Source organism: Streptomyces sp. Ru73, from assembly GCF_002920575.1.
Classification (GTDB): Bacteria; Actinomycetota; Actinomycetes; order Streptomycetales; family Streptomycetaceae; genus Streptomyces.
The window spans coordinates 1-22,250 of the sequence record NZ_PQSQ01000099.1 but is presented as its reverse complement, the minus strand read 5'-3'; the positions used below and the strand labels follow the sequence as shown (position 1 = coordinate 22,250).

At 71.8% G+C, this 22,250-nt stretch carries 16 protein-coding genes; 12 read left to right on the top strand and 4 right to left on the bottom strand.

Annotation, left to right across the window (positions count from 1 at the left end; genetic code table 11):
- Nucleotides 1-57: 57 nt before the first annotated feature.
- The 7 genes from mtnA to C3486_RS30320 all read left to right on the top strand — a co-directional run bounded on the left by mtnA (nucleotide 58) and on the right by C3486_RS30320 (nucleotide 8,975).
- Nucleotides 58-1,230 (top strand): S-methyl-5-thioribose-1-phosphate isomerase, encoded by a 1,173-nt coding sequence (mtnA, locus tag C3486_RS30350; RefSeq protein ID WP_103836016.1) that lies wholly within the window; start codon nucleotides 58-60, stop codon nucleotides 1,228-1,230.
- Nucleotides 1,227-1,904 carry a two-component system response regulator MtrA gene (gene mtrA, locus C3486_RS30345; RefSeq protein ID WP_103836015.1) on the top strand — a complete coding sequence of 226 codons (678 nt, stop codon included), beginning with the start codon at nucleotides 1,227-1,229 and terminating at the stop codon, nucleotides 1,902-1,904. The genes mtnA and mtrA overlap by 4 nt, the downstream gene beginning before the upstream one ends.
- 64 nt (nucleotides 1,905-1,968) lie before the next feature.
- Nucleotides 1,969-4,110 (top strand): MtrAB system histidine kinase MtrB, encoded by a 2,142-nt coding sequence (gene mtrB, locus C3486_RS30340; protein ID WP_374936937.1) that lies wholly within the window; start codon nucleotides 1,969-1,971, stop codon nucleotides 4,108-4,110.
- A complete protein-coding gene (locus tag C3486_RS30335) occupies nucleotides 4,097-5,962 on the top strand; it encodes an LpqB family beta-propeller domain-containing protein (RefSeq protein ID WP_258053076.1) in 1,866 nt (621 codons plus the stop codon). The genes mtrB and C3486_RS30335 overlap by 14 nt, the downstream gene beginning before the upstream one ends.
- A gap of 291 nt (nucleotides 5,963-6,253) precedes the next feature.
- On the top strand, nucleotides 6,254-6,970 hold the full coding sequence (locus C3486_RS30330; RefSeq protein WP_103836014.1) for a ComF family protein: 717 nt from the start codon (nucleotides 6,254-6,256) through the stop codon (nucleotides 6,968-6,970).
- Nucleotides 6,971-7,290: 320 nt separating this feature from the next.
- Nucleotides 7,291-7,986, top strand: coding sequence for a ribosome hibernation-promoting factor, HPF/YfiA family (hpf, locus tag C3486_RS30325; RefSeq protein WP_103836013.1), 696 nt, complete (start codon nucleotides 7,291-7,293; stop codon nucleotides 7,984-7,986).
- 233 nt (nucleotides 7,987-8,219) lie between these two features.
- Nucleotides 8,220-8,975 (top strand): response regulator transcription factor, encoded by a 756-nt coding sequence (locus C3486_RS30320; RefSeq protein WP_103836012.1) that lies wholly within the window; start codon nucleotides 8,220-8,222, stop codon nucleotides 8,973-8,975.
- 604 nt (nucleotides 8,976-9,579) lie between these two features.
- Here the strand turns inward: C3486_RS30320 and C3486_RS30315 are convergent.
- Nucleotides 9,580-10,800, bottom strand: a complete 1,221-nt coding sequence (locus tag C3486_RS30315; protein ID WP_181138752.1) for a winged helix-turn-helix domain-containing protein — start codon at nucleotides 10,798-10,800, stop codon at nucleotides 9,580-9,582.
- Nucleotides 10,801-10,905: 105 nt separating this feature from the next.
- Nucleotides 10,906-11,520 carry a GNAT family N-acetyltransferase gene (locus tag C3486_RS30310; protein ID WP_103836009.1) on the bottom strand — a complete coding sequence of 205 codons (615 nt, stop codon included), beginning with the start codon at nucleotides 11,518-11,520 and terminating at the stop codon, nucleotides 10,906-10,908.
- Between the two features lie 392 nt (nucleotides 11,521-11,912).
- Here C3486_RS30310 and secA point away from each other — a divergent pair, with 392 nt between their 5' ends.
- The gene (secA, locus tag C3486_RS30305; protein WP_103836007.1) at nucleotides 11,913-14,747 is read left to right on the top strand and encodes a preprotein translocase subunit SecA; all 2,835 of its coding nucleotides are present in this window, start codon (nucleotides 11,913-11,915) and stop codon (nucleotides 14,745-14,747) included.
- Nucleotides 14,748-14,841: 94 nt separating this feature from the next.
- On the opposite strand, the gene C3486_RS38335 is transcribed toward secA, so the two are convergent.
- Nucleotides 14,842-15,192: an Rv3235 family protein gene (locus C3486_RS38335; protein WP_103836006.1), complete on the bottom strand. Its 351-nt coding sequence runs from the start codon at nucleotides 15,190-15,192 to the stop codon at nucleotides 14,842-14,844.
- Between the two features lie 298 nt (nucleotides 15,193-15,490).
- On the opposite strand from C3486_RS38335, the gene C3486_RS30290 reads away from it, so the two are divergent.
- From C3486_RS30290 to C3486_RS30280, 3 genes are all read left to right on the top strand, one after another.
- A complete protein-coding gene (locus C3486_RS30290) occupies nucleotides 15,491-15,748 on the top strand; it encodes a hypothetical protein (RefSeq protein WP_103836005.1) in 258 nt (85 codons plus the stop codon).
- Between the two features lie 262 nt (nucleotides 15,749-16,010).
- Complete coding sequence (locus C3486_RS30285) at nucleotides 16,011-16,517, top strand: DUF6912 family protein (protein ID WP_103836003.1); 507 nt, start codon at nucleotides 16,011-16,013, stop codon at nucleotides 16,515-16,517.
- A gap of 125 nt (nucleotides 16,518-16,642) precedes the next feature.
- Nucleotides 16,643-17,320: an HAD family hydrolase gene (locus tag C3486_RS30280; RefSeq protein ID WP_103836002.1), complete on the top strand. Its 678-nt coding sequence runs from the start codon at nucleotides 16,643-16,645 to the stop codon at nucleotides 17,318-17,320.
- Nucleotides 17,321-17,423: 103 nt separating this feature from the next.
- Here C3486_RS30280 and C3486_RS30270 read toward each other — a convergent pair whose 3' ends face one another.
- A complete protein-coding gene (locus C3486_RS30270; protein WP_103836000.1) occupies nucleotides 17,424-17,990 on the bottom strand; it encodes a DJ-1/PfpI family protein in 567 nt (188 codons plus the stop codon).
- Between the two features lie 480 nt (nucleotides 17,991-18,470).
- Between C3486_RS30270 and C3486_RS30265 the strand changes: the two genes are divergently transcribed.
- Nucleotides 18,471-22,250, top strand: a 3,780-nt coding sequence (locus tag C3486_RS30265; protein ID WP_103835999.1) for an NAD-glutamate dehydrogenase, incomplete at its 3' end; no start/stop codon positions are given.

Genomic DNA, 22,250 nt, shown 5'->3' with positions numbered 1-22,250 from the left:
TCCGGGACCTGGGGGAAGACCTTCTGCTACCCCCGTCGCTGACGGCAGACTGAGCGGATGGCCGATCCGTACGGAGTACCCCAGGCGGGTGCCGAGGCACCCACGATTCCCGCGCTGCGCTGGGAGGAACCGCCCGAAGGACCGGTGGTGGTCCTGCTGGATCAGACGCGACTGCCCACCGAAGAGACGGAGTTGGTGTGCACGGACGTGCCGGCTCTGGTCCACGCGATCCGGACGCTGGCCGTGCGCGGCGCTCCCCTGCTGGGCATCGCCGGGGCGTACGGCGTCGCGCTGGCGGCCGCCCGCGGGTTCGACGTGGCCGAGGCCGCGACGTCCCTGGCGTGCGCCCGGCCGACCGCCGTCAACCTCATGTACGGCGTGCGGCGGGCGGTGGCGGCGTACGACGAGGCGCTGGCCGCCGGCGGTACCGAGGAGAAGGCCGCGGCGGCCGCCCTGGCCGAGGCCCGGGCCGTGCACGCCGAGGACGCGCGAGCCAGCGCGCGGATGGCGGAGAACGGCCTTCAGCTGCTCGGCGAGCTGCTGCCGGGCGGCGGTCACCGCATCCTCACGCACTGCAACACCGGCGCGCTGGTCTCCGGGGGCGAGGGCACCGCCTTCGCGGTGGCGCTGGCGGCGCACCGGGCGGGAGAGCTGCGACGCCTGTGGGTGGACGAGACCAGGCCGCTGCTGCAAGGCGCGCGGCTGACCGCGTACGAAGCCGCGCGGGCGGGAATGGCCTACACAGTGCTGCCCGACGGGGCGGCCGGGTCGCTCTTCGCGGCGGGCGAGGTGGACGCCGTACTGATCGGTGCCGACCGGATCGCGGCGGACGGCGCGGTGGCCAACAAGGTGGGCAGTTACCCGCTGGCCGTGCTGGCGCGCTACCACCACGTGCCGTTCGTGGTGGTAGCCCCCACCACGACGCTGGATCCGGAGACCGAGGAGGGAGCGTTGATCGAGGTCGAGCAGCGGGGCGGGCACGAAGTGACCGAAATCTCCCTGCCGCATGTGCTCGCTTCCGGCGCGGAGGCGGGCGTCGCCCTCCCGGTGGCGCCGCCGGGCGCGCAGGCCTACAACCCGGCCTTCGACATCACCCCGGCCGAGCTCGTGACGGCGATCGTGACCGAGGCCGGCGTGGTGTCGCCGGTCACCCGGGACGCCCTTACGGAGCTGTGTTCCACGTCACGATTCGGTAAGTCACGATCAGGTAATGGGATGATGGCCGAATGAAGGGACGCGTCCTGGTCGTCGACGACGACACCGCACTGGCAGAGATGCTCGGCATCGTGCTGCGCGGCGAAGGCTTTGAACCGTCGTTCGTGTCGGACGGCGACAAGGCGCTCGCCGCGTTCCGCGAGGCCAAGCCCGACCTCGTACTGCTCGACCTGATGCTGCCCGGACGGGACGGCATCGAGGTGTGCCGGCTGATCCGGGCGGAGTCCGGTGTGCCGATCGTGATGCTCACCGCCAAGAGCGACACCGTCGACGTGGTGGTCGGCCTCGAGTCGGGTGCGGACGACTACATCGTCAAGCCGTTCAAGCCCAAGGAGCTGGTGGCCCGGATCCGCGCCCGGCTGCGCAGGTCCGAGGAGCCCGCGCCGGAGCAGCTGGCCATCGGTGACCTGATCATCGACGTGGCGGGGCACTCCGTGAAGCGGGACGGGCAGTCGATAGCGCTGACCCCGCTGGAGTTCGACCTGCTGGTGGCGCTGGCGCGCAAGCCGTGGCAGGTCTTCACCCGCGAGGTGCTGCTGGAGCAGGTCTGGGGGTACCGCCACGCCGCGGACACCCGGCTGGTCAACGTCCACGTCCAGCGTCTCCGGTCCAAGGTCGAGAAGGACCCGGAGCGCCCGGAGATCGTGGTGACGGTGCGCGGCGTCGGCTACAAGGCCGGACCCAGCTGACATGCTCCGGGACGGTTCGGCTCCGGAGGGGACGCGGGGGCGGGCCGCTGACACGGCGGACGACATGTCCTTCTTCGAGCGCTTCGTACGAGGCGGGCAGCAGCTGCTGCCCGACGGGCCCGGCAGCGGGCCGGTCCACCCCATGCTGCGCCTCATCGGCCGCTGGGTGCGCCGGCCGCTGCTGCCCGCGATGCGCCTGTGGCGGCGCAACATCCAGCTGCGGGTCGTCGCGACGACCCTGCTGATGTCGCTCGGCGTGGTGCTGCTGCTCGGCCTCGTCGTGATCGGACAGGTACGGAACGGTCTGCTGGACGCCAAGCGGCAGGCCGCGCAGAGCCAGGCCGCCGGCGGCTTCGCCGTGGCCCAGCAGATGGCCGACGGCGCCGGGGACACCCACGGGGACGACTCCCAGCGGCCCGGCAACCGCGGCGCGCAGGACTCGGCAACCTGGCTCACCAGCCTGGTCGAGCAGCTCGCCAGCGGCGGGCAGGGGGTCTTCTCGGTGGTCGCGCTGAGCTCGGACTCGGCCGTCGAGCAGCCCTTCGTGGACGACAGCCCCGGCATCCGCGGGCCGCGCGCCTCGGGCGACGTGGACCCGGAGCGGAGCGTGCCGGCGGAGATGCGCCGGAAGCTGGACGAAAAGGCGGGCACGTACCGCGAGTACACCCAGATCAAGCGGGTGGGGTCGGACGAGGGCGAGCCGGCGCTGGTGATCGGCAAGCGGCTGGACGACGTCAACAGCAACCCCTACCAGCTCTACTACCTGTTCTCCTTCAGCCAGGAGGAGAAGTCGCTCAGCCTGGTGAAGGGCACGCTCGCCACCGCCGGGGTCTTCGTCGTGGTCCTGCTGGGCGCGATCGCCTGGCTGGTCGTGCGGCAGGTCGTCACCCCGGTACGGATGGCCGCGGGCATCTCCGAGCGGCTGGCGGCCGGCCTGCTGCAGGAGCGGATGAAGGTCACCGGCGAGGACGACATCGCACGGCTCGGTGAATCGTTCAACAAGATGGCGCAGAACCTCCAGAGCAAGATCCAGCAGCTGGAGGCGCTCTCCCGTATGCAGCGCCGCTTCGTGTCCGACGTGTCGCACGAACTGCGGACGCCGCTGACGACCGTACGGATGGCCGCCGACCTCATCCACGACGCGCGCGAGGACTTCGATCCGGCCACCGCGCGCTCGGCGGAGCTGCTGCGCGGCCAGCTGGACCGGTTCGAGTCGCTGCTGGCGGACCTGCTGGAGATCAGCCGGTTCGACGCGGGAGCGGCCGCGCTGGAGGCCGAGCCGATAGACCTGCGGGACGTCGTCAACCGCGTCATAGAGGGCGCCGAGCCGCTGGCCGAGGCCAAGGGCAGCCGCATCGTCGTGCGCGGCGCCGAGTACCCGGTGGTCGCGGAGGCGGACGCCCGTCGTGTGGAGCGGGTGCTGCGCAACCTGGTGGTCAACGCCGTCGAGCACGGGGAGGGCCGGGACATCGTCGTACGCCTGGCCTCGGCGGGCGGCCGGAGCGGCGGCGCGGTGGCCGTGGCGGTACGCGACTACGGCGTCGGGCTGCGGCCCGGCGAGGCCACGCGGGTCTTCAACCGGTTCTGGCGTGCGGACCCGGCCCGGGCCCGCACGACCGGCGGCACGGGCCTCGGACTGTCCATCGCGGTCGAGGACGCCCGGCTGCACGGCGGCTGGCTCCAGGCGTGGGGCGAGCCGGGCGGCGGCTCGCAGTTCCGGCTGACCCTGCCGCGTACGGCGGGCGAGGCGCTGCGCGGTTCGCCGATCCCGTTGGAGCCAGAGGACTCGCGGCGCAACCGTGCCCGCAGCCGTGCGGCGGGACACCGCGCCATCGAGGCGCGCAAGCCCGCGCCCATGGTGCCGGCCCAGGCCGGCAACGGCGCCCCCGGAGCCGCGGCCACGCAGCACCCGGAGGGCAACGGTGCGGCCGGTAACGGGGCCGCGGGCAACGGTGCCGCGGGCAGTGGCGCCGCGCCTTACGGGAACGCGCGCAACGGAGCGGACGGCGACGGAGCGCCCCACAACGGGGCCGCGCCGCACAACGGAACCGCGCCGCACGACGGGGCAGCGCCGCACCGGACGGAGCCTCGGGGCGCCGCGTCAGAGGGAGCGGCCGACACCGGCGTACGCACGGACACGCGCCCCGGTGCCGGAGAGGACCGGGACGGCGAGGGACAGGAGGGCGAGCTTCGTGACCGGCGCTGAACGGAAGCACGGCGGAGCGCGTGGCGGGCGCCCGCGCGCGGCCCGCCTCCGTACCGTCGCCGTGCTCGCGGCCGGGGCGCTGCTGCTGGCCGGATGCGCGTCGATGCCGGACAGCGGCGAATCGCTCGCGGTGGACCAGGCGTCCCGCGCCGACGCCGACTCGCAGGTGCGGGTGTACGGCGTGCCGCCGCAGGAGGGGGCGCAGCCGACCGACATCGTGCGCGGCTTCCTCGACGCGCTGACCAGTGACGAGGCCAACCTCCGCACGGCCAAGCAGTACCTCGCCGCGTCGGCCCGCAAGACCTGGCAGCCGTTCGCGACCACCAAGGTGCTCCAGGAGCGGCCCAAGGCCACCCCGGAGGGCAGCCCGGCCAACCGCGAGGACGCCAGGAGCTTCACCGTCTCCCTCGTGGGCACGCAGGTCGCCACGGTGGACCGCAAGCACGCCTACACGCCCGAGGAGCGGGCGTACCGGGAGACGATGCACCTGACCCGGGAGAACGGGCAGTGGCGCATCGACCGGCTGCCTAACGGCCTGGTCCTCGGCCTGCCGGACTTCCAGCGCATCTACCAGCCGGTGAACAAGTACTACTTCGCGTCCTACAAGTCCGAGGCCGGGGAGCCGCGCGCGGGCAAGGACGTGCTCGTCGCCGACCCCGTGTACCTCCGGCAGCGCATCGACCCCGTCACGGCCAGCGTGAACTCGCTGCTCCAGGGGCCGACCAACTGGCTGGACAAGGTGGCGCTCTCCGCGTTCCCCAAGGGCACGCGCGTCACCCGGCCCACCCTGACGCTGGACGACTCCAACGCGCTCCGGGTGCGGCTCAGCAAGCAGGCGAACGGTGTCGAGACCAACCAGTGCCGGCGAATGGCCGCCCAGGTGCTCTTCACCGTGCAGGGCATGGCGCGCGCCTCCAAGGTCAGCGAGGTCGAGCTGCAGGACGACGGCGGCGACTCGCTGTGCAAGCTGTCGCAGGAGGAGGCGGCCGACCGGTTCGGCCAGCAGGCCCGGATGCGGCACACGGCGCTGGAGTACTACATCGACGGTGACCACCGCGTGGTCAGCATGACGGACTCCGTGACCGGCGCGACGCCGGTGCCGGGCCCGCTGGGCTCGGGGAAGATCGCGCTGCGCTCGGTGGGCGTCGCGCACGGGGAGGAGACCGCGGCGGGCGTCTCGCTCAACGGGCGCGCGCTGTACGTCGCCGACCTGGACGAGAAGACCGACCGCGCCGAGGTCCGGCTGCGCAGCAAGGCGAAGAACGAGACGGACGGGCTCACCGCGCCCAGCTGGGACGGGCTCGGGGACCTGTGGGTCGCGGACCGGGACGGCGACGGTTCGCGGCTGCTGCGGCTCCGCTCGGGCAAGGGCGAGCCGCAGGAGGTCGCGATGCCCGGGCTGGGCAAGCGGCGCATCAAGGCGATCAGGGTGGCGTCCGACGGCATCCGGATCGCGATGCTCGTCGAGGACAAGGGCCGGACGACGTTGCAGCTCGGCCGGGTGGAACGCGGCGGTACGGCGATGAACCCCAAGCTGTCCGTCGAGGCGCTGCGCCCGATAGCGCCCCAGCTGGAGGACGTGGTGGCCGCCTCGTGGGCGGGCGACAGCCGGCTGGTCGTGGTCGGCCGGGAGTCCGGCGGGGTGCAGCAGATGCAGTTCATGGAGACGGACGGTTCGGCGTCCAACACGCAGACGCTGCCCGGCGTGAACGGCGTCAAGTCGGTCGCGGCCTCGGAGGACGAGAGCCGGCCGCTGATCGCGGACGCCGACGAGGGCATCGTCCGGCTGCCGGCGGACGCGAACTGGAAGACGGTGGCGACGAGCGGCACGGCACCGGTCTATCCGGGCTGACGGGCCAGGGGCCGTTTCGCCGGGGTCCGGCTGCTGAGCGGGGTTCGGCCGCCGAGCCGGGTTGCGGCGACCGAGGCGGGTCGGGGCCGCTGGGCCGAGCCGGACCCGGGTCGGCTGGAGACCGTCGCCGCGGCTGCCGGGGCCGAGGAGGGCGCGACCGCCAGGGCTCCCGCCTCGTCTCTCATTGCCATTCCCGCAGGTAGAACGCCTGCCACCGATCCCGCTTCCATCCACCCGCGCGAGTTATCCACAGGGGTGGCAGGCCGGCGGCCGGGGCGGGACAGTGGAGACATGCGGGGGTTGTGGCGGGAATTTGCCGGGCTGGTCCTCCCGGTCGGCTGCGCGGGGTGCGGCAGGCCGCGGACGGAGCTGTGCGAGGAATGCGGGCGGGCGCTGTACGCCGGGGGCGGACGTGCCGGGCGGCGGCGCGGGCCACGGCGGGTGCGGCCGAGCCCGGTGCCGCCGGGGCTGCCTCGGGTGTACGCGGCGGCCGCGTACGCCGACGCCGTGCGGGCGGTCCTGCTCGCGCACAAGGAGCGGGGCGCACTGGCCCTGGCCGGGCCGCTGGGCGGGGCGCTGGCGGGGGCCGTACGGGGCCTGCGGCCCGGGCCGGGGCCGCTGCTGCTGATACCCGTGCCGTCCGCCCCGAGCGCCGTGGCCGGGCGCGGCCACGACCCGGTACGGAGGATCGCGCTCGCGGCGGCGCGGGAGCTGCGGCGCGGCGGGACCGAGGCGCGGGTACTGACGGTTCTGCGCCAGCGGCGGACGGTGTTCGATCAGGCCGGCCTGGGCGCGCGGCAGCGGCAGCTGAACCTCGCCGGAGCCCTGTCGGCCACCGGCGGCGGGCGGCTGCTGCGGGACGGACAGGCGGTGCTGGTGGACGACCTGATGACCACGGGAGCGTCGCTGGCCGAGGCGGCACGGGCGGTCCGAGCGGCGGGCGGGAGAGTGACGGGAGCGGCCGTCGTGGCGGCCTCGCCCAGCGCTTTCGAAATCAACTGGAACTGACCGAGAAAATTCATCGTTGCAGGTACTGAGGGCAAAAAATCACTCAAACGGAGCTAGGCCCCGTGAGGGGGTGCCGACAACCCGCCGAGCGAGCTATGTTCGGTTGTGAGGACTTGGCGGACGCTTTGCCTCGTATGCCGGATAGGTGCGCTATGCGGTGCCGGCAGAGATGCTGAAAACGGTTGGAGTGGAGTTCTGGTACGTGGGGGAGAAGGAGGTGAAAGTCGCCAAGTCCGAGGCTTCGGCACTTGTCGGAGCCTGGTGCAAGAAGGCATCACCCCGCCCACACCGAGCGGAGTGATCCGGGAACGGAGTTCTGCGTGGACATCGTCGTCAAGGGCCGCAAGACCGAGGTGCCCGAGCGGTTCCGCAAGCACGTGGCCGAGAAGCTGAAGCTGGACAAGGTCCAGAAGCTCGACGGCAAGGTGATCAGCCTGGACGTCGAGGTGTCCAAGGAGCCCAACCCGCGGCAGGCCGACCGTTCCGACCGAGTGGAGATCACTCTCCGCTCCCGTGGCCCGGTGGTCCGGGCCGAAGCGGCTGCCGCCGACCCGTACGCCGCGCTCGATCTGGCCACGGCCAAGCTCGAGGCGCGACTCCGTAAGCAGCACGACAAGCGACACTCGCGGCGTGGCAGCGGGCGCATCCCGGCCAGCGACGTGGCCGTGAGCGTCCCGGACGCCGCGCGACTCAACACCAACGGAGAACTGGCCGGCCAGGAGGCCGACGACGAGGAGAAGGTGCCGACCACGCGGATCGGCTCGCTGGAGGTCCAGGGCGAAGGACCCCTGGTCGTCCGCGAGAAGACCCACTCCGCGGCACCCATGACCCTCGACCAGGCGCTCTACGAGATGGAGTTGGTCGGACACGACTTCTACCTCTTCGTCGACGCCGACACCAAGCAGCCCAGCGTGGTCTACCGGAGGCACGCGTACGACTACGGCGTCATCCGGCTGAACTCCGATCCGTTCGCGGACGGAGCGCCCACCGATGCAGGCGGGGCGCTCGGCGGCTGACGCCACCGGCGAGGCGCCCCCGGCGTGCGCCGGGGGCGCCATTGTGGCCGCTGTGACCAGGAGTTGAGACCGTATAGAGTCGGTGTGGCCAGGGTGGTGGAACGCGAAGTGGCGACATGCCGGGGAGACGGTTTGTGTATGGCGCTGATCGGGCTGGCCGTAGCGGGCTGTTGTCAACCAGCCTTATGAGCAAGCTCAGGCCTTTCGGGCCGAGTAGTTGACGGGGAGGAACGATGGGGGACAGCTTCGGGCCCGTGCGCGACGAAGCGGACGATGACGGCGTCGGTGTGATCGACGGTGTCGGCTCGGACGCGGCCGCGTCCCGCAAGGAGCCGATCAGGGTCCTGGTGGTGGACGATCACGCGCTGTTCCGGCGCGGCCTGGAGATCGTGCTGGCCCAGGAAGAGGACATCCAGGTCATCGGTGAGGCCGGGGACGGCGCCGAGGCCGTGGACAAGGCCGCCGATCTGCTGCCGGACATCGTGCTGATGGACGTCCGGATGCCCCGGCGGGGCGGTATCGAGGCGTGCACCTCCATCAAGGAAGTGGCCCCCAGCGCGAAGATCATCATGCTGACGATCAGCGACGAGGAGGCCGACCTCTACGACGCGATCAAGGCGGGCGCCACGGGTTATCTCCTCAAGGAGATCTCCACGGACGAGGTGGCCACGGCGATCCGTGCGGTCGCGGACGGCCAGTCGCAGATCAGCCCTTCCATGGCGTCCAAGCTCCTCACCGAGTTCAAGTCGATGATCCAGCGGACGGACGAGCGGCGGCTCGTCCCGGCGCCGCGGCTCACCGACCGTGAGCTGGAGGTGCTGAAGCTCGTCGCCACCGGCATGAACAACCGCGACATCGCCAAGGAACTCTTCATCTCCGAGAACACCGTGAAGAACCACGTGCGCAACATCCTGGAGAAGCTGCAGCTGCACTCCCGGATGGAGGCGGTGGTGTACGCGATGCGCGAGAAGATCCTGGAGATCCGCTGACGGTCGGCCGCCCTGCCAGCCGGCGGTCGGCCGCACCGTCAGCGGCCAGCCGCACTGTCGGGTAGCGGACAGGCCCACCGGCTGTCGGGTGACGCGGGCCGTCGTCCCGGCGGCCCGCGGTGGGCCGCTTGAACACCGGCGGGCAGCCCGCCCGGCAGGGGATCAGGCATTCACCAGCGGCGGGCAGCCGTTCCGTCAGCTGGGTCAGCCGGCAGCCGTTCCGTCAGCTGGCAGTTGGCCGGACCGGCAGTCGGCGAGGTTGGCCGCTCCGGCAGTAGAGACCAGGCATCCCGTCAGCAGCGGGCACCGGCCCGGCAACGGGCGAGCTGGGCACCGGAATCCAACCGGCCCCGTCCGCGCCGAGCGGCCAGCCCGCGCCGAGGAACCCACCGGCGGCCCGCGCCGGAAACCCGACCGGCCCGCCCGCCGGGAACCCGACCGGCCCGCCCGCCGGGAACCCGACCGGCCCGCCCGCCGGGAACCCGACCGGCCCGTCCGCCGAGGAACCCACCGGCCCCTCCGCGCCAGGGAAGCCCCCCGGTCTGCCCGCGCCAGGGAGACCCCGCCCGGCCCGCGCCCGGGGCACGCGCCCCTGCCGCCCGTATCAGCCCGACAGTTCGGCAATCAGGGCGGCTCGCAGAACAGGATCGTCGCAGCGGTCGATTCGTACGTTGTCGCAGCCCACCCAGCTGGCGGCTTCCTGGAGGGCCTGGGCCATGGGGCGGACGGCCTTGGGGCCCCGCATCGAGACCTGACGGGCCACCAGCGTCGTGCCCTCGCGGGCCGGGTCGACCCGGCCCGCCAGCTTGCCGCCGGCCAGCAGCGGCATGGCGAAGTAACCGTGTATCCGCTTCGGCTTGGGGACGTACGCCTCCAGCCGGTGGGTGAAGTCGAACATCCGCTCCGTACGCGGGCGGTCCCAGATCAGCGAGTCGAACGGCGAGAGCAGCGTGGTGCGGTGCCGGCCGCGCGGCGGCTCGGCCAGCGCGGCCGGGTCGGCCCAGGCGGGCTTCCCCCACCCCTCGACCTCGACCGGCACCAGCCCCGTGTCCCCGATGACCGCGCTGACCTGCTGGGCCTTGAGGCGGTGGTAGTCCGCGAGGTCCGAGCGGGTGGCCACGCCCATGGCGGCGCCGGCCTGCGCGACCAGGCGGCGGACGCACTCGGTGTCGTCCAGCTCGTCGTGCAGCAGGTCGTCGGGGATGGCGCGCTCGGCGAGGTCGTACACCCGCTTCCAGCCGCGGCGCTCCGTGCAGACCACCTCGCCCGTGTCGAGCAGCCACTCGACCGCGATCTTCGTCTCGGACCAGTCCCACCACTCCCCGCCGTTCCGCCCGCCGCCCAGCTGGGTGGTGGTGAGCGGGCCGTCGGCCTTCAGCCGGTCCAGGACGGCGGCGCACGAGCGCTGGGAGTCCTTCATGACGTGCCAGCGGTGGCCGCGCGCCCGCATGGCCCGGCGGCGGAACGCGAAGTGCGGCCACTCCTCGATGGGCAGGATGCAGGCGGCGTGCGACCAGTACTCGAAGCTGTGCGGCGCGTACGCGGCCTCCGGCGCGGCGTCGCCCGTGTCCGGACGTGGTGTCCAGTACGCCGATTCCACGGCCGTGCGGCCGACCGCGCCGAGGCGGGCGTACGGGATCAGCTCGTGGGAGCGGGCGAGTACGGAGATCGTGTCGAGCTGCACGGCGCCCAGGCGGCGGAGGACGCCGCGCACGCCCGCGCGCCGGTCGGGCGCGCCGAGGAACCCCTGGGCGCGGAGCGCGAGGCGGCGCGCTTCGTCGGCGGACAGACTGGTCACGGGCTGCACGGCAGGCTCGGCTGTCATGTCGATCAGAGTAGGACCGGGCACTGACAACGACCCCGGGAATCGATCAACGGTTCCCGGCAGGGCCCAGCGCGGAGAGGGGCCCGGCCCGCCGGTCCGCTCCGCTCAGACGGCCCGCCCCTCGTACGGCAGGTACGGCGTCTCCGAGGAGAGGTCGAGGTCGGAGGGGAGGAGGGAGGCGGCCCAGGCGTCGCGGCGGGTGTCCCGGTGCGGGATCTTCGCGCGGAGCGTGCCCTCCATGCGGAAACCGGCCTTCAGGGCGACGGCGCGCGAGGCTTCGTTGCCCGCCTCCGCGTACCACTCCATGCGCTCCACCCCGAGGTCGGTGAACGCCCAGCGCACGAGGGCGCGGGCCGCCTCGGCGGTGTACCCGCGGCCGCGGTGCTCCTTGACCGTCCAGTACCCCAGCTCGGCCTCCCGGGCGGGCGGCGCGAGCTGGGCCAGCCGTACCAGGCCGGCCGAGCCGACCAGCGTCCCGTCGCCCGCCGGCCGGCCGTCCTCCTTGAGGGTCACGGCGAACGTGTAGGTCGTGTCCTCGCGCCAGCCACGGGCGGTGGCGGGGCCGACGAAGTCCTCCGCGTGCGCGCGCGTGTACGGGAAGGGGACGGTCGTCCAGCGCGGGATGTCGGGGTCCTGACAAGCGGCATGCACCGCGGGGGCGTCGGCCGGGCGGAAGGGCCGCAGGACGAGCCGCTCGGTGGTGAGGGTGACGGGTTCCATGCCTGCAGTGTGCTTATTGGCCGCGGCGGGGGCGAAGGAATTACGCTGCGGGCCGGTGCGCCCGGAACCGCAGTGCTCAGGGAGTACGCGGCGTCGCGGCACGCCGGGCCCGCCGCGGGCGCGTGCACCGGAACACGGTTCCGGCCGCACACCGGCACCTTCTGCGGTCCTCGCGCGTTGTCGTAGCGAGAGGACGGGAAGAGGTGACCGACAGTGCCGTAGCGAGTCGTGGAAAGTTGTGAAGAAGGGACAGGGGCCTTCGGGCGACGGACCTCCCTGCTGAGCGGGGTCCTCCCTTACGATGGCCGTTGCGGCGGGGCCTGCCCCTTGGAAAAATGCCGCGCCCGCGCACCGACCGTGCACAGGCCCGACCGGCGAGGAGACCAGCCCAAGTGTCCGTCTTGACGAAGATCATGCGTGCAGGCGAAGGCAAGATCCTGCGCAAACTGCACCGCATCGCGGGCCAGGTCAACTCCATCGAAGAAGACTTCGTCAAACTCTCCGACGCCGAGCTGCGCGCCCTCACCGACGAGTACAAGGAGCGGTACGCCGACGGCGAGAGCCTGGACGACCTGCTCCCCGAGGCGTTCGCGACCGTCCGCGAGGCCGCCAAGCGCGTGCTCGGCCAGCGCCACTACGACGTGCAGCTCATGGGCGGCGCCGCGCTGCACCTCGGGTACGTCGCGGAGATGAAGACCGGTGAGGGCAAGACCCTGGTCGGCACCCTGCCCGCCTATCTGAACGCGCTGTCCGGCAAGGGCGTCCACCTCATCACGGTCAACGACTACCTGGCCGAGCGCGACTCCGAGATGATGGGCCGGGTCCACAAGTTCCTGGGCCTCACCGTCGGTTGCATCCTCGCGAACATGACGCCGCAGCAGCGCCGCGAGCAGTACAACTGCGACATCACCTACGGCACGAACAACGAGTTCGGCTTCGACTACCTCCGCGACAACATGGCGTGGTCGAAGGACGAGTTGGTCCAGCGCGGGCACAACTTTGCGATCGTCGACGAGGTCGACTCCATCCTGGTCGACGAGGCCCGTACGCCGCTGATCATCTCCGGTCCGGCGGACTCCGCGACGAAGTGGTACGGCGACTTCGCGAAGCTGGTCACCCGCCTGAAGAAGGGCGAGGCGGCCAACCCGCAGCGCGGTATCGAGGAGACCGGCGACTACGACGTCGACGAGAAGAAGCGCACGGTCGGCATCCACGAGTCCGGCGTCACCAAGGTCGAGAACTGGCTGGGCATCGACAACCTCTACGAGTCGGTCAACACCCCGCTCGTCGGTTATCTGAACAACGCCATCAAGGCGAAGGAACTGTTCAAGAAGGACAAGGACTACGTCGTCATCGACGGCGAAGTCATGATCGTCGACGAGCACACCGGCCGTATCCTCGCCGGCCGCCGCTACAACGAGGGCATGCACCAGGCGATCGAGGCGAAGGAAGGAGTGGAGATCAAGGACGAGAACCAGACCCTCGCCACGATCACCCTCCAGAACTTCTTCCGCCTCTACGACAAGCTCTCCGGCATGACCGGTACGGCCATGACCGAGGCGGCCGAGTTCCACCAGATCTACAAGCTCGGCGTCGTCCCGATCCCGACGAACAAGCCGATGATCCGCAAGGACCAGGCGGACCTGATCTACCGCACCGAGGTCGCCAAGTTCAACGCGGTCGTCGAGGACATCGTCGAGAAGCACGCGAACGGCCAGCCGATCCTGGTCGGCACCACCTCGGTCGAGAAGTCCGAGTACCTCTCGCAGCAGCTGAAGAAGCGCGGCGTGCCCCACGAGGTGCTGAACGCCAAGCAGCACGACCGGGAGGCGTCGATCGTCGCCCAGGCCGGCCGCAAGGGCGCCGTCACGGTCGCGACGAACATGGCGGGCCGCGGTACGGACATCAAGCTCGGCGGCAACCCCGACGACATGGCCGAGACCGAGCTGCGCAACATGGGCCTGGACCCGGTGGAGCACGCCGAGGAGTGGGCGGCCGCGCTGCCCGCGGCCCTGGAGAAGGCCGAGGCCGCGGTCAAGGCCGAGTTCGAGGAGGTCAAGGAGCTCGGCGGGCTCTACGTCCTCGGTACCGAGCGGCACGAGTCGCGCCGTATCGACAACCAGCTGCGCGGCCGCTCCGGCCGTCAGGGCGACCCCGGCGAGTCGCGCTTCTACCTCTCCCTCGGCGACGACCTGATGCGGCTCTTCAAGGCCCAGATGGTCGAGCGCGTGATGGCCATGGCCAACGTGCCCGACGACGTGCCGATCGAGAACAAGATGGTCACCCGGGCCATCGCCTCCGCGCAGTCCCAGGTCGAGCAGCAGAACTTCGAGACGCGGAAGAACGTCCTGAAGTACGACGAGGTGCTCAACCGCCAGCGCGAGGTCATCTACGGCGAGCGCCGCCGCGTCCTGGAGGGCGAGGACCTCCAGGAGCAGATCAAGCACTTCATGGACGACACCATCGACGCCTACATCCAGGCGGAGACGGTCGAGGGCTTCGCCGAGGAGTGGGACCTGGACCGGCTGTGGGGCGCGTTCAAGCAGCTCTACCCGGTCAAGGTCACCGTGGAGGAGCTGGAGGACGAGGTCGGCGACCGCGCCGGGATCACCGCCGAGTTCATCGCCGAGGCGATCAAGGACGACATCCACGAGCAGTACGCGGCCCGCGAGGAGCAGCTCGGCTCGGAGATCATGCGTGAGCTGGAGCGCCGCGTCGTGCTGTCCGTCCTGGACCGCAAGTGGCGCGAGCACCTCTACGAGATGGACTACCTCCAGGAGGGCATCGGCCTGCGGGCGATGGCCCAGAAGGACCCGCTGGTGGAGTACCAGCGCGAGGGCTTCGACATGTTCACCGCCATGATGGAGGGCATCAAGGAGGAGTCCGTCGGCTACCTGTTCAACCTGGAGGTCCAGGTCGAGCAGCAGGTCGAGGAGGTCCCGGTGGCGGACTCCGCGGAGCGGACCTCGCTGGACAAGGACGTGCAGGAGACGGTGCCGGCGCAGGCCGGGGCCCGTCCGGAGATCCACGCCAAGGGGCTGGAGGCGCCGCAGCGGCCGGAGCGCATGCACTTCTCCGCGCCGACGGTGGACGGCGAGGGCGGGGTCGTCGAGGGCGACTTCACCACCGACGCCGTGCCCTCGGGCCAGACCCGCTCGGAGGCGGACGGCATGACGCGCGCCGAGCGCCGCAAGGCCCAGAAGGGCGGGCGTCGCCGCAAGAAGTGACGCGGCCCGGCCGGCGCTCCGCCGGCGGGTGCGACGACGGCCGGGGCGCCGCAGCGAGGGCTGCGGCGCCCCGGCCTTGTCGTGCGCCGTCGTGTCACGTGGTGCGGCTCCAGACCGCGGGGGAGGGGCCGATGTCGAGGGCGGCGCAGCGCCAGCGGGCGTCGGGGCCGCGTTCGAGGCGGAAGGCGAGGGCCCGTACGCGTTCCCCGGCGGCGATCCGGGCGAACGCCTCGATGACGCCGCGCCGCGGGGAGTACACGCCGCACTCGCGGACCTGGGGCTCCGGGCCGCGGCGGTACGGGCCGGCGGGGCGCAGCGGGGTCTGCGGCGCGAGTTCCGCGAGGCGGTCGTAGGCGGCGGGCAGCGCGTATCCCAGCAGCGCGTGGACGGGGCGGCGGCCGCTCAGCGTGAGCACGAGCTGATCGGCGAACCAGCGGTGCGGCATCCGCTCCGCGGCGCGGCGCCGTGCGGCGGCCTGCGGGAGCGGGGGAGCGGCGTCCCGGGGCCGGAGCCCGGCGTCCCGGGTTCGGGGCGCGGCCTCCCGGCTTCGCGGCCCGGCCTCTCGGGCCCGGGGCCCGGGGCGGGGGCCGCCGGGGCGGCGGCTGTCGCGGCGGGCGCCGGGGCGCGACGGTGCGCCGGGGCGGGGCGGTGGGGGCGTACGCCTTACGGTCGCGACCCCGGCCATCGCCTCGGCCACGGCGGCTCCGGATGGCCCGGAGGTCCGGGAGGGCTCGGCCGAGGCGGTGCTGACCGAGGCCGCGGCGGCCGTCGCGACCGCTGCGGCTGCCGCCGCGGTCTCCGCAGTGATTGCTGCCGCGGCCGCCGCCGCGGCGTTCTCCGCAGCGGCCGCCGCCATCCTCGCCGTGACGGCGCTCGCGGTGGCGCTCGCAGCCGGGCCGGCTGTGCTGGCTGTACGGGTCGTGCTGGCTGCGCTGGTCACGCTGGTCGTGCTCATGGTGGTCCCCCCGTTCCGCCCGGACTGTCTGGATACCGGGCAGTAGCTTTCTGTGGTGGGGCTCTTCTACCGACGTGGCGGCGGGGGCGGCAAGGCGGTCGCGAGGCGGGTGGCGGGGGCCGGGAAATTCACCTATCAGGGTGATGGGAGGTACGTGAAGAGGACGGGGAGCGGGTCGGGGGAGGTGTCCGGCGGGCCCCTTCCGGGCCGTACCGGCAGCACGAAGGGGGACCCGCGCCCGTATGCTGGCTGCCTGCGCCCGATCGGAGCAGCACCTGTCCCAGCAGTCCGAAACGAAAGCGGCGGCCATGCGTGTCTACGTCCCCCTGACCCTCTCCGGACTCGCAGAGGCGTACAAGGCGGGTGAGCTGGGCTCCGGCCCGCTGGACGCCTACGCCGTCACTCCCGCGCTGCGCGAGTGGTACGTCTCCGACGACATAGAGGAGCTGGAGTACGCGGCGCTGAACCGCGCCGCGCAGGCCTCGCTGCGGCTGCTGGCCACCGACCCGCAGGCCGCCCGGCGGCGCGTCGTGGTGGCCGTCGACGTCGCCGACAGCGCCGCGTCCGTCGACCCCGGCCTGGGGCTGGACCGGTCCGCGCTGGGCGCGGTGCGGGTGGCCGGGCCGGTGCCGATGAAGAAGGCGGCAGCGGTGCACGTGGACTCCGACGACGCGGAGCCGGACGTGACCGCGGCGGCGGCAGCGCTGGGCGCGGCGGACCAGGGCGACGACGACGCGCAGTTCACGGTGGACGGGGCGGAGGACCACGAGCTGATGTGGTTCGGCGTGCAGGAGATCCCGAACCTGATCGGCTGAGGCGGCGGGCCGCGCCCGGTCCCGGCGGGGCGACCCGGTGGCCCATTACGGCCCGTTTCCCTGCCTGACCTGCGGCTTCGCCGTGCTGCGGTGGGGCTGTCAGTGGTCGCGGGTACCTTTTTCGCATGGGGAAGCATGCGACGCACGCGACGCACATCGTCTGGGACTGGAACGGCACGCTCTTTCACGACATCGACGCCGTGATCGGGGCGACCAATGCCGCGTTCGGTGAGATCGGGCTGGAGCCGATCACCCTGGAGCGTTACCGCGAGCTGTACTGCGTGCCCGTCCCGCGGTTCTACGAGCGGCTGATGGGGCGGCTGCCGACGGACGCCGAGTGGGTGGTCATGGACGAGGCGTTCCACCGGCACTACACCAGCCGGCGGGAGGCGTGCGCGCTCGCCGAGGGCGTGGAGACGCTGCTGGCGGGCTGGCGGACGGGCGGCCGCAGCCAGTCGATCCTCAGCATGTACGGCCACGACGAGCTGCTGCCGCTGGTGCGTGCCTTCGGCATCGAGTCGCACTTCATACGCGTGGAGGGCCGGACCGGGCCGTCCGGCGGGAGCAAGGCCGAGCACATGGTGCGGCACCTCGCGGCGCTGGCGGACGAGCGGGTGGACCCCGGCCGTACGGTCGTCATCGGCGACGCCGTGGACGACGCGCTGGCGGCCCGGCACGCGGGCGCGCACGCCGTGCTCTACACGGGCGGCTCGCACAGCCGGGCCAGCCTGCTGGCCGCCGGGGTGCCGGTCGTCGACAGCCTGGCCGAGGCCGTCGAAACGGCGGAACGCCTACCGCTCTGAGCCCCGGCCCCGCCGGCCGGGGCGCACCGCAGCCCGGGCCGCGCCGGGCCCGGCCCCTCCCCGCGTGCGGCAAGTGCCCCGGCCCCGCCCCAAGCCCGCGTCCTCAGTTCGCCGGGGCCTTGGCCCGTAGTACCTTCAGGAATTCGCGCATCCAGGCGGAGTGGTCCGGCCAGGCGCGGGAGGAGACCAGGGTGCCGTCGACGACGACCTCGGTGTCGCGGAAGCCGGCGCCCGCCGCCTGCATGTCCAGCTCCAGGGCGGGATACGAGGTGACCCGGCGGCCGGTCAGGAGGCCGACGGCGGCGGTCAGCAGCGGGCCGTGGCAGATCTGCGCGACCGGCTTGTCCGCGTCGAAGAACGCCTTCACGACCTTGCGCAGCTCGGGGTCGTTGCGCAGGTACTCGGGGGCCCGGCCGCCGGGGATCACCAGAGCGGCGTAACCGCCCGGGTCGACTTCGGAGAACGCCAGGTCGGCCGGCCAGGTGTAGCCGGGCTTCTCGGTGTACGTGTCGAAACCGGGTTCGAAGTCGTGCACGACGAAGCGGAGCGTCTTGCGGGTGGGGGCCGCGAGGTGCACCTCGTACCCCTCCTCGCGCAGCCGCTGGTACGGGTACAGAACCTCCAGGGATTCCGCAGCGTCACCGGTCACGATCAGGATCTTGGCTGCCATGGCGTACCTCCGCGGGGCGCGTGTCCGACTCGGTACCGCTCAAGGTCCTCCGGTCGGCAGCGCTTGCCAAGACCCCCTGCCGTGGCCCGCGGGTAGGGGCCGCAGCGCGTCTCTGTCCATACCGGCAAAGACCCGATGTGGTTTTGTACACACAAGGCCCATGACGACCACCCGGCCAGGAGCGATAGCCTGGCAGCGTGATCAGCGCGATAACCCGCGGGGGCGGCGAGGCCCCTGCTCCGCGCCCGGGACACCACGGTGCCCGGGCGGCCGTTGATCATTCCTGTGTCGGCCGTGTGTCAGGAATGCCGAATCTGGCAAATTCCGCCCCGGTCGCCCCTCATCGCGGCATAGCGTCGATTCCGACCGGACACGCCCCCGGGGCCTACCCGGGGGTCCCTTTCGCGTCGGTTCGGCGTTGTGCCGTTTCCGCTTATTTCCACAACGTCACGCAACGGCGCGCGACAGGAGCCAGAGGACATGCAGACCAAGCTGGACGAAGCCAAGACCGAGCTGCTCACGAAGGCCGCCAGGGTCGGTGAGAGCGGACCGGCGGGAGGGCAGTCACCGGTACCGGGTCTGGACCCGGACACCCTCAGCGGATACCTCCAGCGCTACTACCTGCACACCGCCCCGGAGGACCTGACCGGACGGGACCCGGTCGACGTCTTCGGGGCCGCGGTCTCGCACTACCGGCTGGCGGGCGTGCGCCCCCAGGGCACGGCGAACGTCAGAGTGCACACCCCGACCGTCGAGGAGAACGGCTGGACCTGCAGCCACTCCGTCGTCGAGGTCGTGACCGACGACATGCCCTTCCTCGTGGACTCGGTCACCAACGAGCTGTCGCGGCAGGGCCGCGGCATCCACGTCGTGATCCACCCGCAGGTCGTCGTCCGGCGTGACGTCACCGGCAAGCTGATCGAGATCCTGGACGCCGAGGACGACGCGCACGGCACGCCCGGCAAGCGCAAGGACACCGAGCTGCCGCACGACGCGCTCGTGGAGTCCTGGATCCACGTGGAGATCGACCGCGAGACCGACCGCGAGGACCTGAAGCAGATCACCGCCGATCTGCTGCGCGTCCTCAACGACGTGCGCGAGGCCGTCGAGGACTGGGAGAAGATGCGCGACGCCGCGCTGCGCATCTCCGACGAGCTGCCCACCGAGCCCACCGCCGACGACCTGCGCGACCGCGAGGTGGAGGAGGCCCGCGAGCTGCTGCGCTGGCTGGCCGCCGACCACTTCACCTTCCTCGGCTACCGCGAGTACGAGCTGACCTCGGCGCCCGGCGAGGCCGACGGCGAGGAGGACGTGCTCACCGCCGTGCCCGGCACCGGCCTGGGCATCCTGCGCTCGGACCCCAAGCACCACGAGGACGACCCGGGCCACCCCGTCTCGCCGTCCTTCAACCGGCTCCCCAAGGACGCCCGCAAGAAGGCCCGCGAGCACAAGCTGCTGATCCTGACGAAGGCGAACAGCCGGGCGACCGTGCACCGGCCGTCCTACCTCGACTACGTCGGCGTGAAGAAGTTCGACGAGCAGGGCAACGTCGTCGGTGAGCGCCGCTTCCTGGGCCTGTTCTCGTCCGCCGCGTACACCGAGTCCGTCCGCCGCGTCCCGGTGATCCGCCGCAAGGTCACCGAGGTCCTGGAGGGCGCCGGCTTCTCGCCCAACAGCCACGACGGCCGCGACCTGCTCCAGATCCTGGAGACCTACCCGCGCGACGAGCTGTTCCAGACCCCGGTCGACCAGCTGCGTTCGATCGCCACCAGCGTGCTCTACCTCCAGGAGCGCCGCCGGCTGCGGCTGTACCTGCGCCAGGACGAGTACGGGCGCTACTACTCCGCGCTGGTCTACCTCCCGCGGGACCGCTACACCACCGCCGTCCGGCTGCGCCTGATCGAGATCCTCAAGGAGGAGCTGGGCGGTACCAGCGTCGACTTCACGGCCTGGAACACCGAGTCGATCCTCTCCCGGCTGCACTTCGTCATCCGGGTCGCACCGGGCGCGACGCTGCCCGACCTCACCGACGCCGACGTGGACCGCATCGAGGCGCGGCTGGTCGAGGCGGCCCGCTCCTGGGAGGACGGCTTCGCCGAGGCGCTGAACGCCGAGTGCGGCGAGGAGCGCGCCGCCGAGCTGCTGCGCCGCTACACCCACGCCTTCCCGGAGGGCTACAAGGCCGACAACTCCCCGCGCGCCGCGGTCGCCGACCTCCAGCACCTGGAGAAGCTGCGCACCGCCGAGCAGGGCCGGGACTTCGAGGTCAGCCTGTACGAGCCGGTCGGCGCGGGCCCCGGCGAGCGCCGTTTCAAGATCTACCGCACCGGCGAGCCGGTGTCGCTGTCGAAGGTGCTGCCGCTGCTGAACCGTCTCGGTGTCGAGGTGGTCGACGAGCGGCCGTACGAGCTGCGCTGCTCGGACCGGTCCAGCTCCTGGATCTACGACTTCGGCCTGCGGATGCCGGAGCGGCCGAACGGCGACGACTACCGCGAGCGCTTCCAGGACGCCTTCACGGCGGTGTGGACGGGCCGCGCGGAGAGCGACAACTTCAACAAGCTGGTGCTGGGCGCGGGCCTGGACTGGCGGCAGGCGATGGTGCTGCGCGCGTACGCGAAGTACCTGCGGCAGGCCGGCTCTACCTTCAGCCAGACGTACATGGAGGACACCCTCTCCCACAACGTCCACACCACCCGGCTGCTGGTCAGCCTCTTCGAGGCGCGGATGGCCCCGGCGCGGCAGCGGGCCGGCACCGAGCTGATCGACGGGCTGCTGGAGGAGCTGGACGGCGCGCTGGACCAGGTGGCCTCGCTGGACGAGGACCGCATCCTGCGCTCGTTCCTCACCGTCATCAAGGCGACGCTGCGCACCAACCACTTCCAGAAGGACAGCAACGGCGAGCCGCACGCCTACCTGTCCCTGAAGCTGGACCCGCAGGCCATCCCGGACCTGCCGGCGCCCCGCCCGGCGTACGAGATCTGGGTGTACTCGCCGCGCGTGGAGGGCGTGCACCTGCGGTTCGGCAAGGTGGCGCGCGGTGGTCTGCGCTGGTCGGACCGGCGGGAGGACTTCCGTACGGAGATCCTCGGCCTGGTCAAGGCGCAGATGGTCAAGAACACCGTCATCGTGCCGGTCGGCGCGAAGGGCGGCTTCGTCGGCAAGCAGCTGCCGGACCCGGCGGTGGACCGGGACGCGTGGCTGGCCGAGGGCATCGCCTCGTACAAGACCTTCATCTCCGGTCTGCTGGACATCACCGACAACCTCGTCGGCGGCGAGGTCGTGCACCCGGAGGACGTGGTCCGGCACGACGGCGACGACACCTACCTCGTCGTCGCGGCCGACAAGGGCACCGCGAAGTTCTCCGACATCGCCAACGAGGTCGCCGAGTCCTACGGCTTCTGGCTGGGCGACGCCTTCGCCTCCGGCGGTTCGGCGGGCTACGACCACAAGGGCATGGGCATCACCGCGCGCGGTGCGTGGGAGTCGGTCAAGCGCCACTTCCGCGAGCTGGGCGTGGACACGCAGACCGAGGACTTCACGGTCGTCGGCGTCGGCGACATGTCCGGTGACGTGTTCGGCAACGGCATGCTGCTCTCCGAGCACATCCGGCTGGTGGCCGCCTTCGACCACCGGCACATCTTCCTCGACCCGAACCCGGACGCGGCCACCTCGTACGCCGAGCGCCGCCGCCTCTTCGAGCTGCCCCGCTCCTCCTGGGCGGACTACAACAAGGAGCTGCTGTCCCAGGGCGGCGGCATCCACCCGCGTACCGCGAAGTCGATCCCGATCAACCAGCACGTGCGTGCCGCGCTGGGCATCGAAGCGGGCGTCACGAAGCTGACCCCGGCCGAGCTGATGAAGGTCATCCTCAAGGCGCCGGTGGACCTGCTGTGGAACGGCGGCATCGGGACGTACGTGAAGTCCTCGGCCGAGTCCAACGCGGACGTCGGCGACAAGTCCAACGACGCCATCCGCGTCGACGGCCAGGACCTGCGGGTCAAGGTCGTGGGCGAGGGCGGCAACCTGGGCCTGACCCAGCTGGGCCGGATCGAGTACGCCCAGAACGGCGGCCGGATCAACACCGACGCGATCGACAACAGCGCCGGCGTGGACACCTCCGACCACGAGGTGAACATCAAGATCCTGCTGAACTCCGTGGTGGCCAACGGCGACATGACGGTCAAGCAGCGCAACAAGCTGCTGGCCGAGATGACCGACGAGGTCGGCTCGCTGGTGCTGCGCAACAACTACGCGCAGAAC

Bases quoted from the DNA above. Each gene is read 5' to 3' on its own strand.
- C3486_RS30285 (WP_103836003.1), top strand. From the start codon at position 16,011: ATGCGTGTCTACGTCCCCCTGACCCTCTCCGGACTCGCAGAGGCGTAC.
- C3486_RS30270 (WP_103836000.1), bottom strand. From the start codon at position 17,990: ATGGCAGCCAAGATCCTGATCGTGACCGGTGACGCTGCGGAATCCCTG.
- C3486_RS30280 (WP_103836002.1), top strand. From the start codon at position 16,643: ATGGGGAAGCATGCGACGCACGCGACGCACATCGTCTGGGACTGGAAC.
- mtrB (WP_374936937.1), top strand. From the start codon at position 1,969: ATGTCCTTCTTCGAGCGCTTCGTACGAGGCGGGCAGCAGCTGCTGCCC.
- C3486_RS30310 (WP_103836009.1), bottom strand. From the start codon at position 11,520: ATGGAACCCGTCACCCTCACCACCGAGCGGCTCGTCCTGCGGCCCTTC.
- mtnA (WP_103836016.1), top strand. From the start codon at position 58: ATGGCCGATCCGTACGGAGTACCCCAGGCGGGTGCCGAGGCACCCACG.
- mtrA (WP_103836015.1), top strand. From the start codon at position 1,227: ATGAAGGGACGCGTCCTGGTCGTCGACGACGACACCGCACTGGCAGAG.
- C3486_RS30330 (WP_103836014.1), top strand. From the start codon at position 6,254: ATGCGGGGGTTGTGGCGGGAATTTGCCGGGCTGGTCCTCCCGGTCGGC.
- C3486_RS30315 (WP_181138752.1), bottom strand. From the start codon at position 10,800: ATGACAGCCGAGCCTGCCGTGCAGCCCGTGACCAGTCTGTCCGCCGAC.
- C3486_RS38335 (WP_103836006.1), bottom strand. From the start codon at position 15,192: ATGCCGCACCGCTGGTTCGCCGATCAGCTCGTGCTCACGCTGAGCGGC.
- C3486_RS30320 (WP_103836012.1), top strand. From the start codon at position 8,220: ATGGGGGACAGCTTCGGGCCCGTGCGCGACGAAGCGGACGATGACGGC.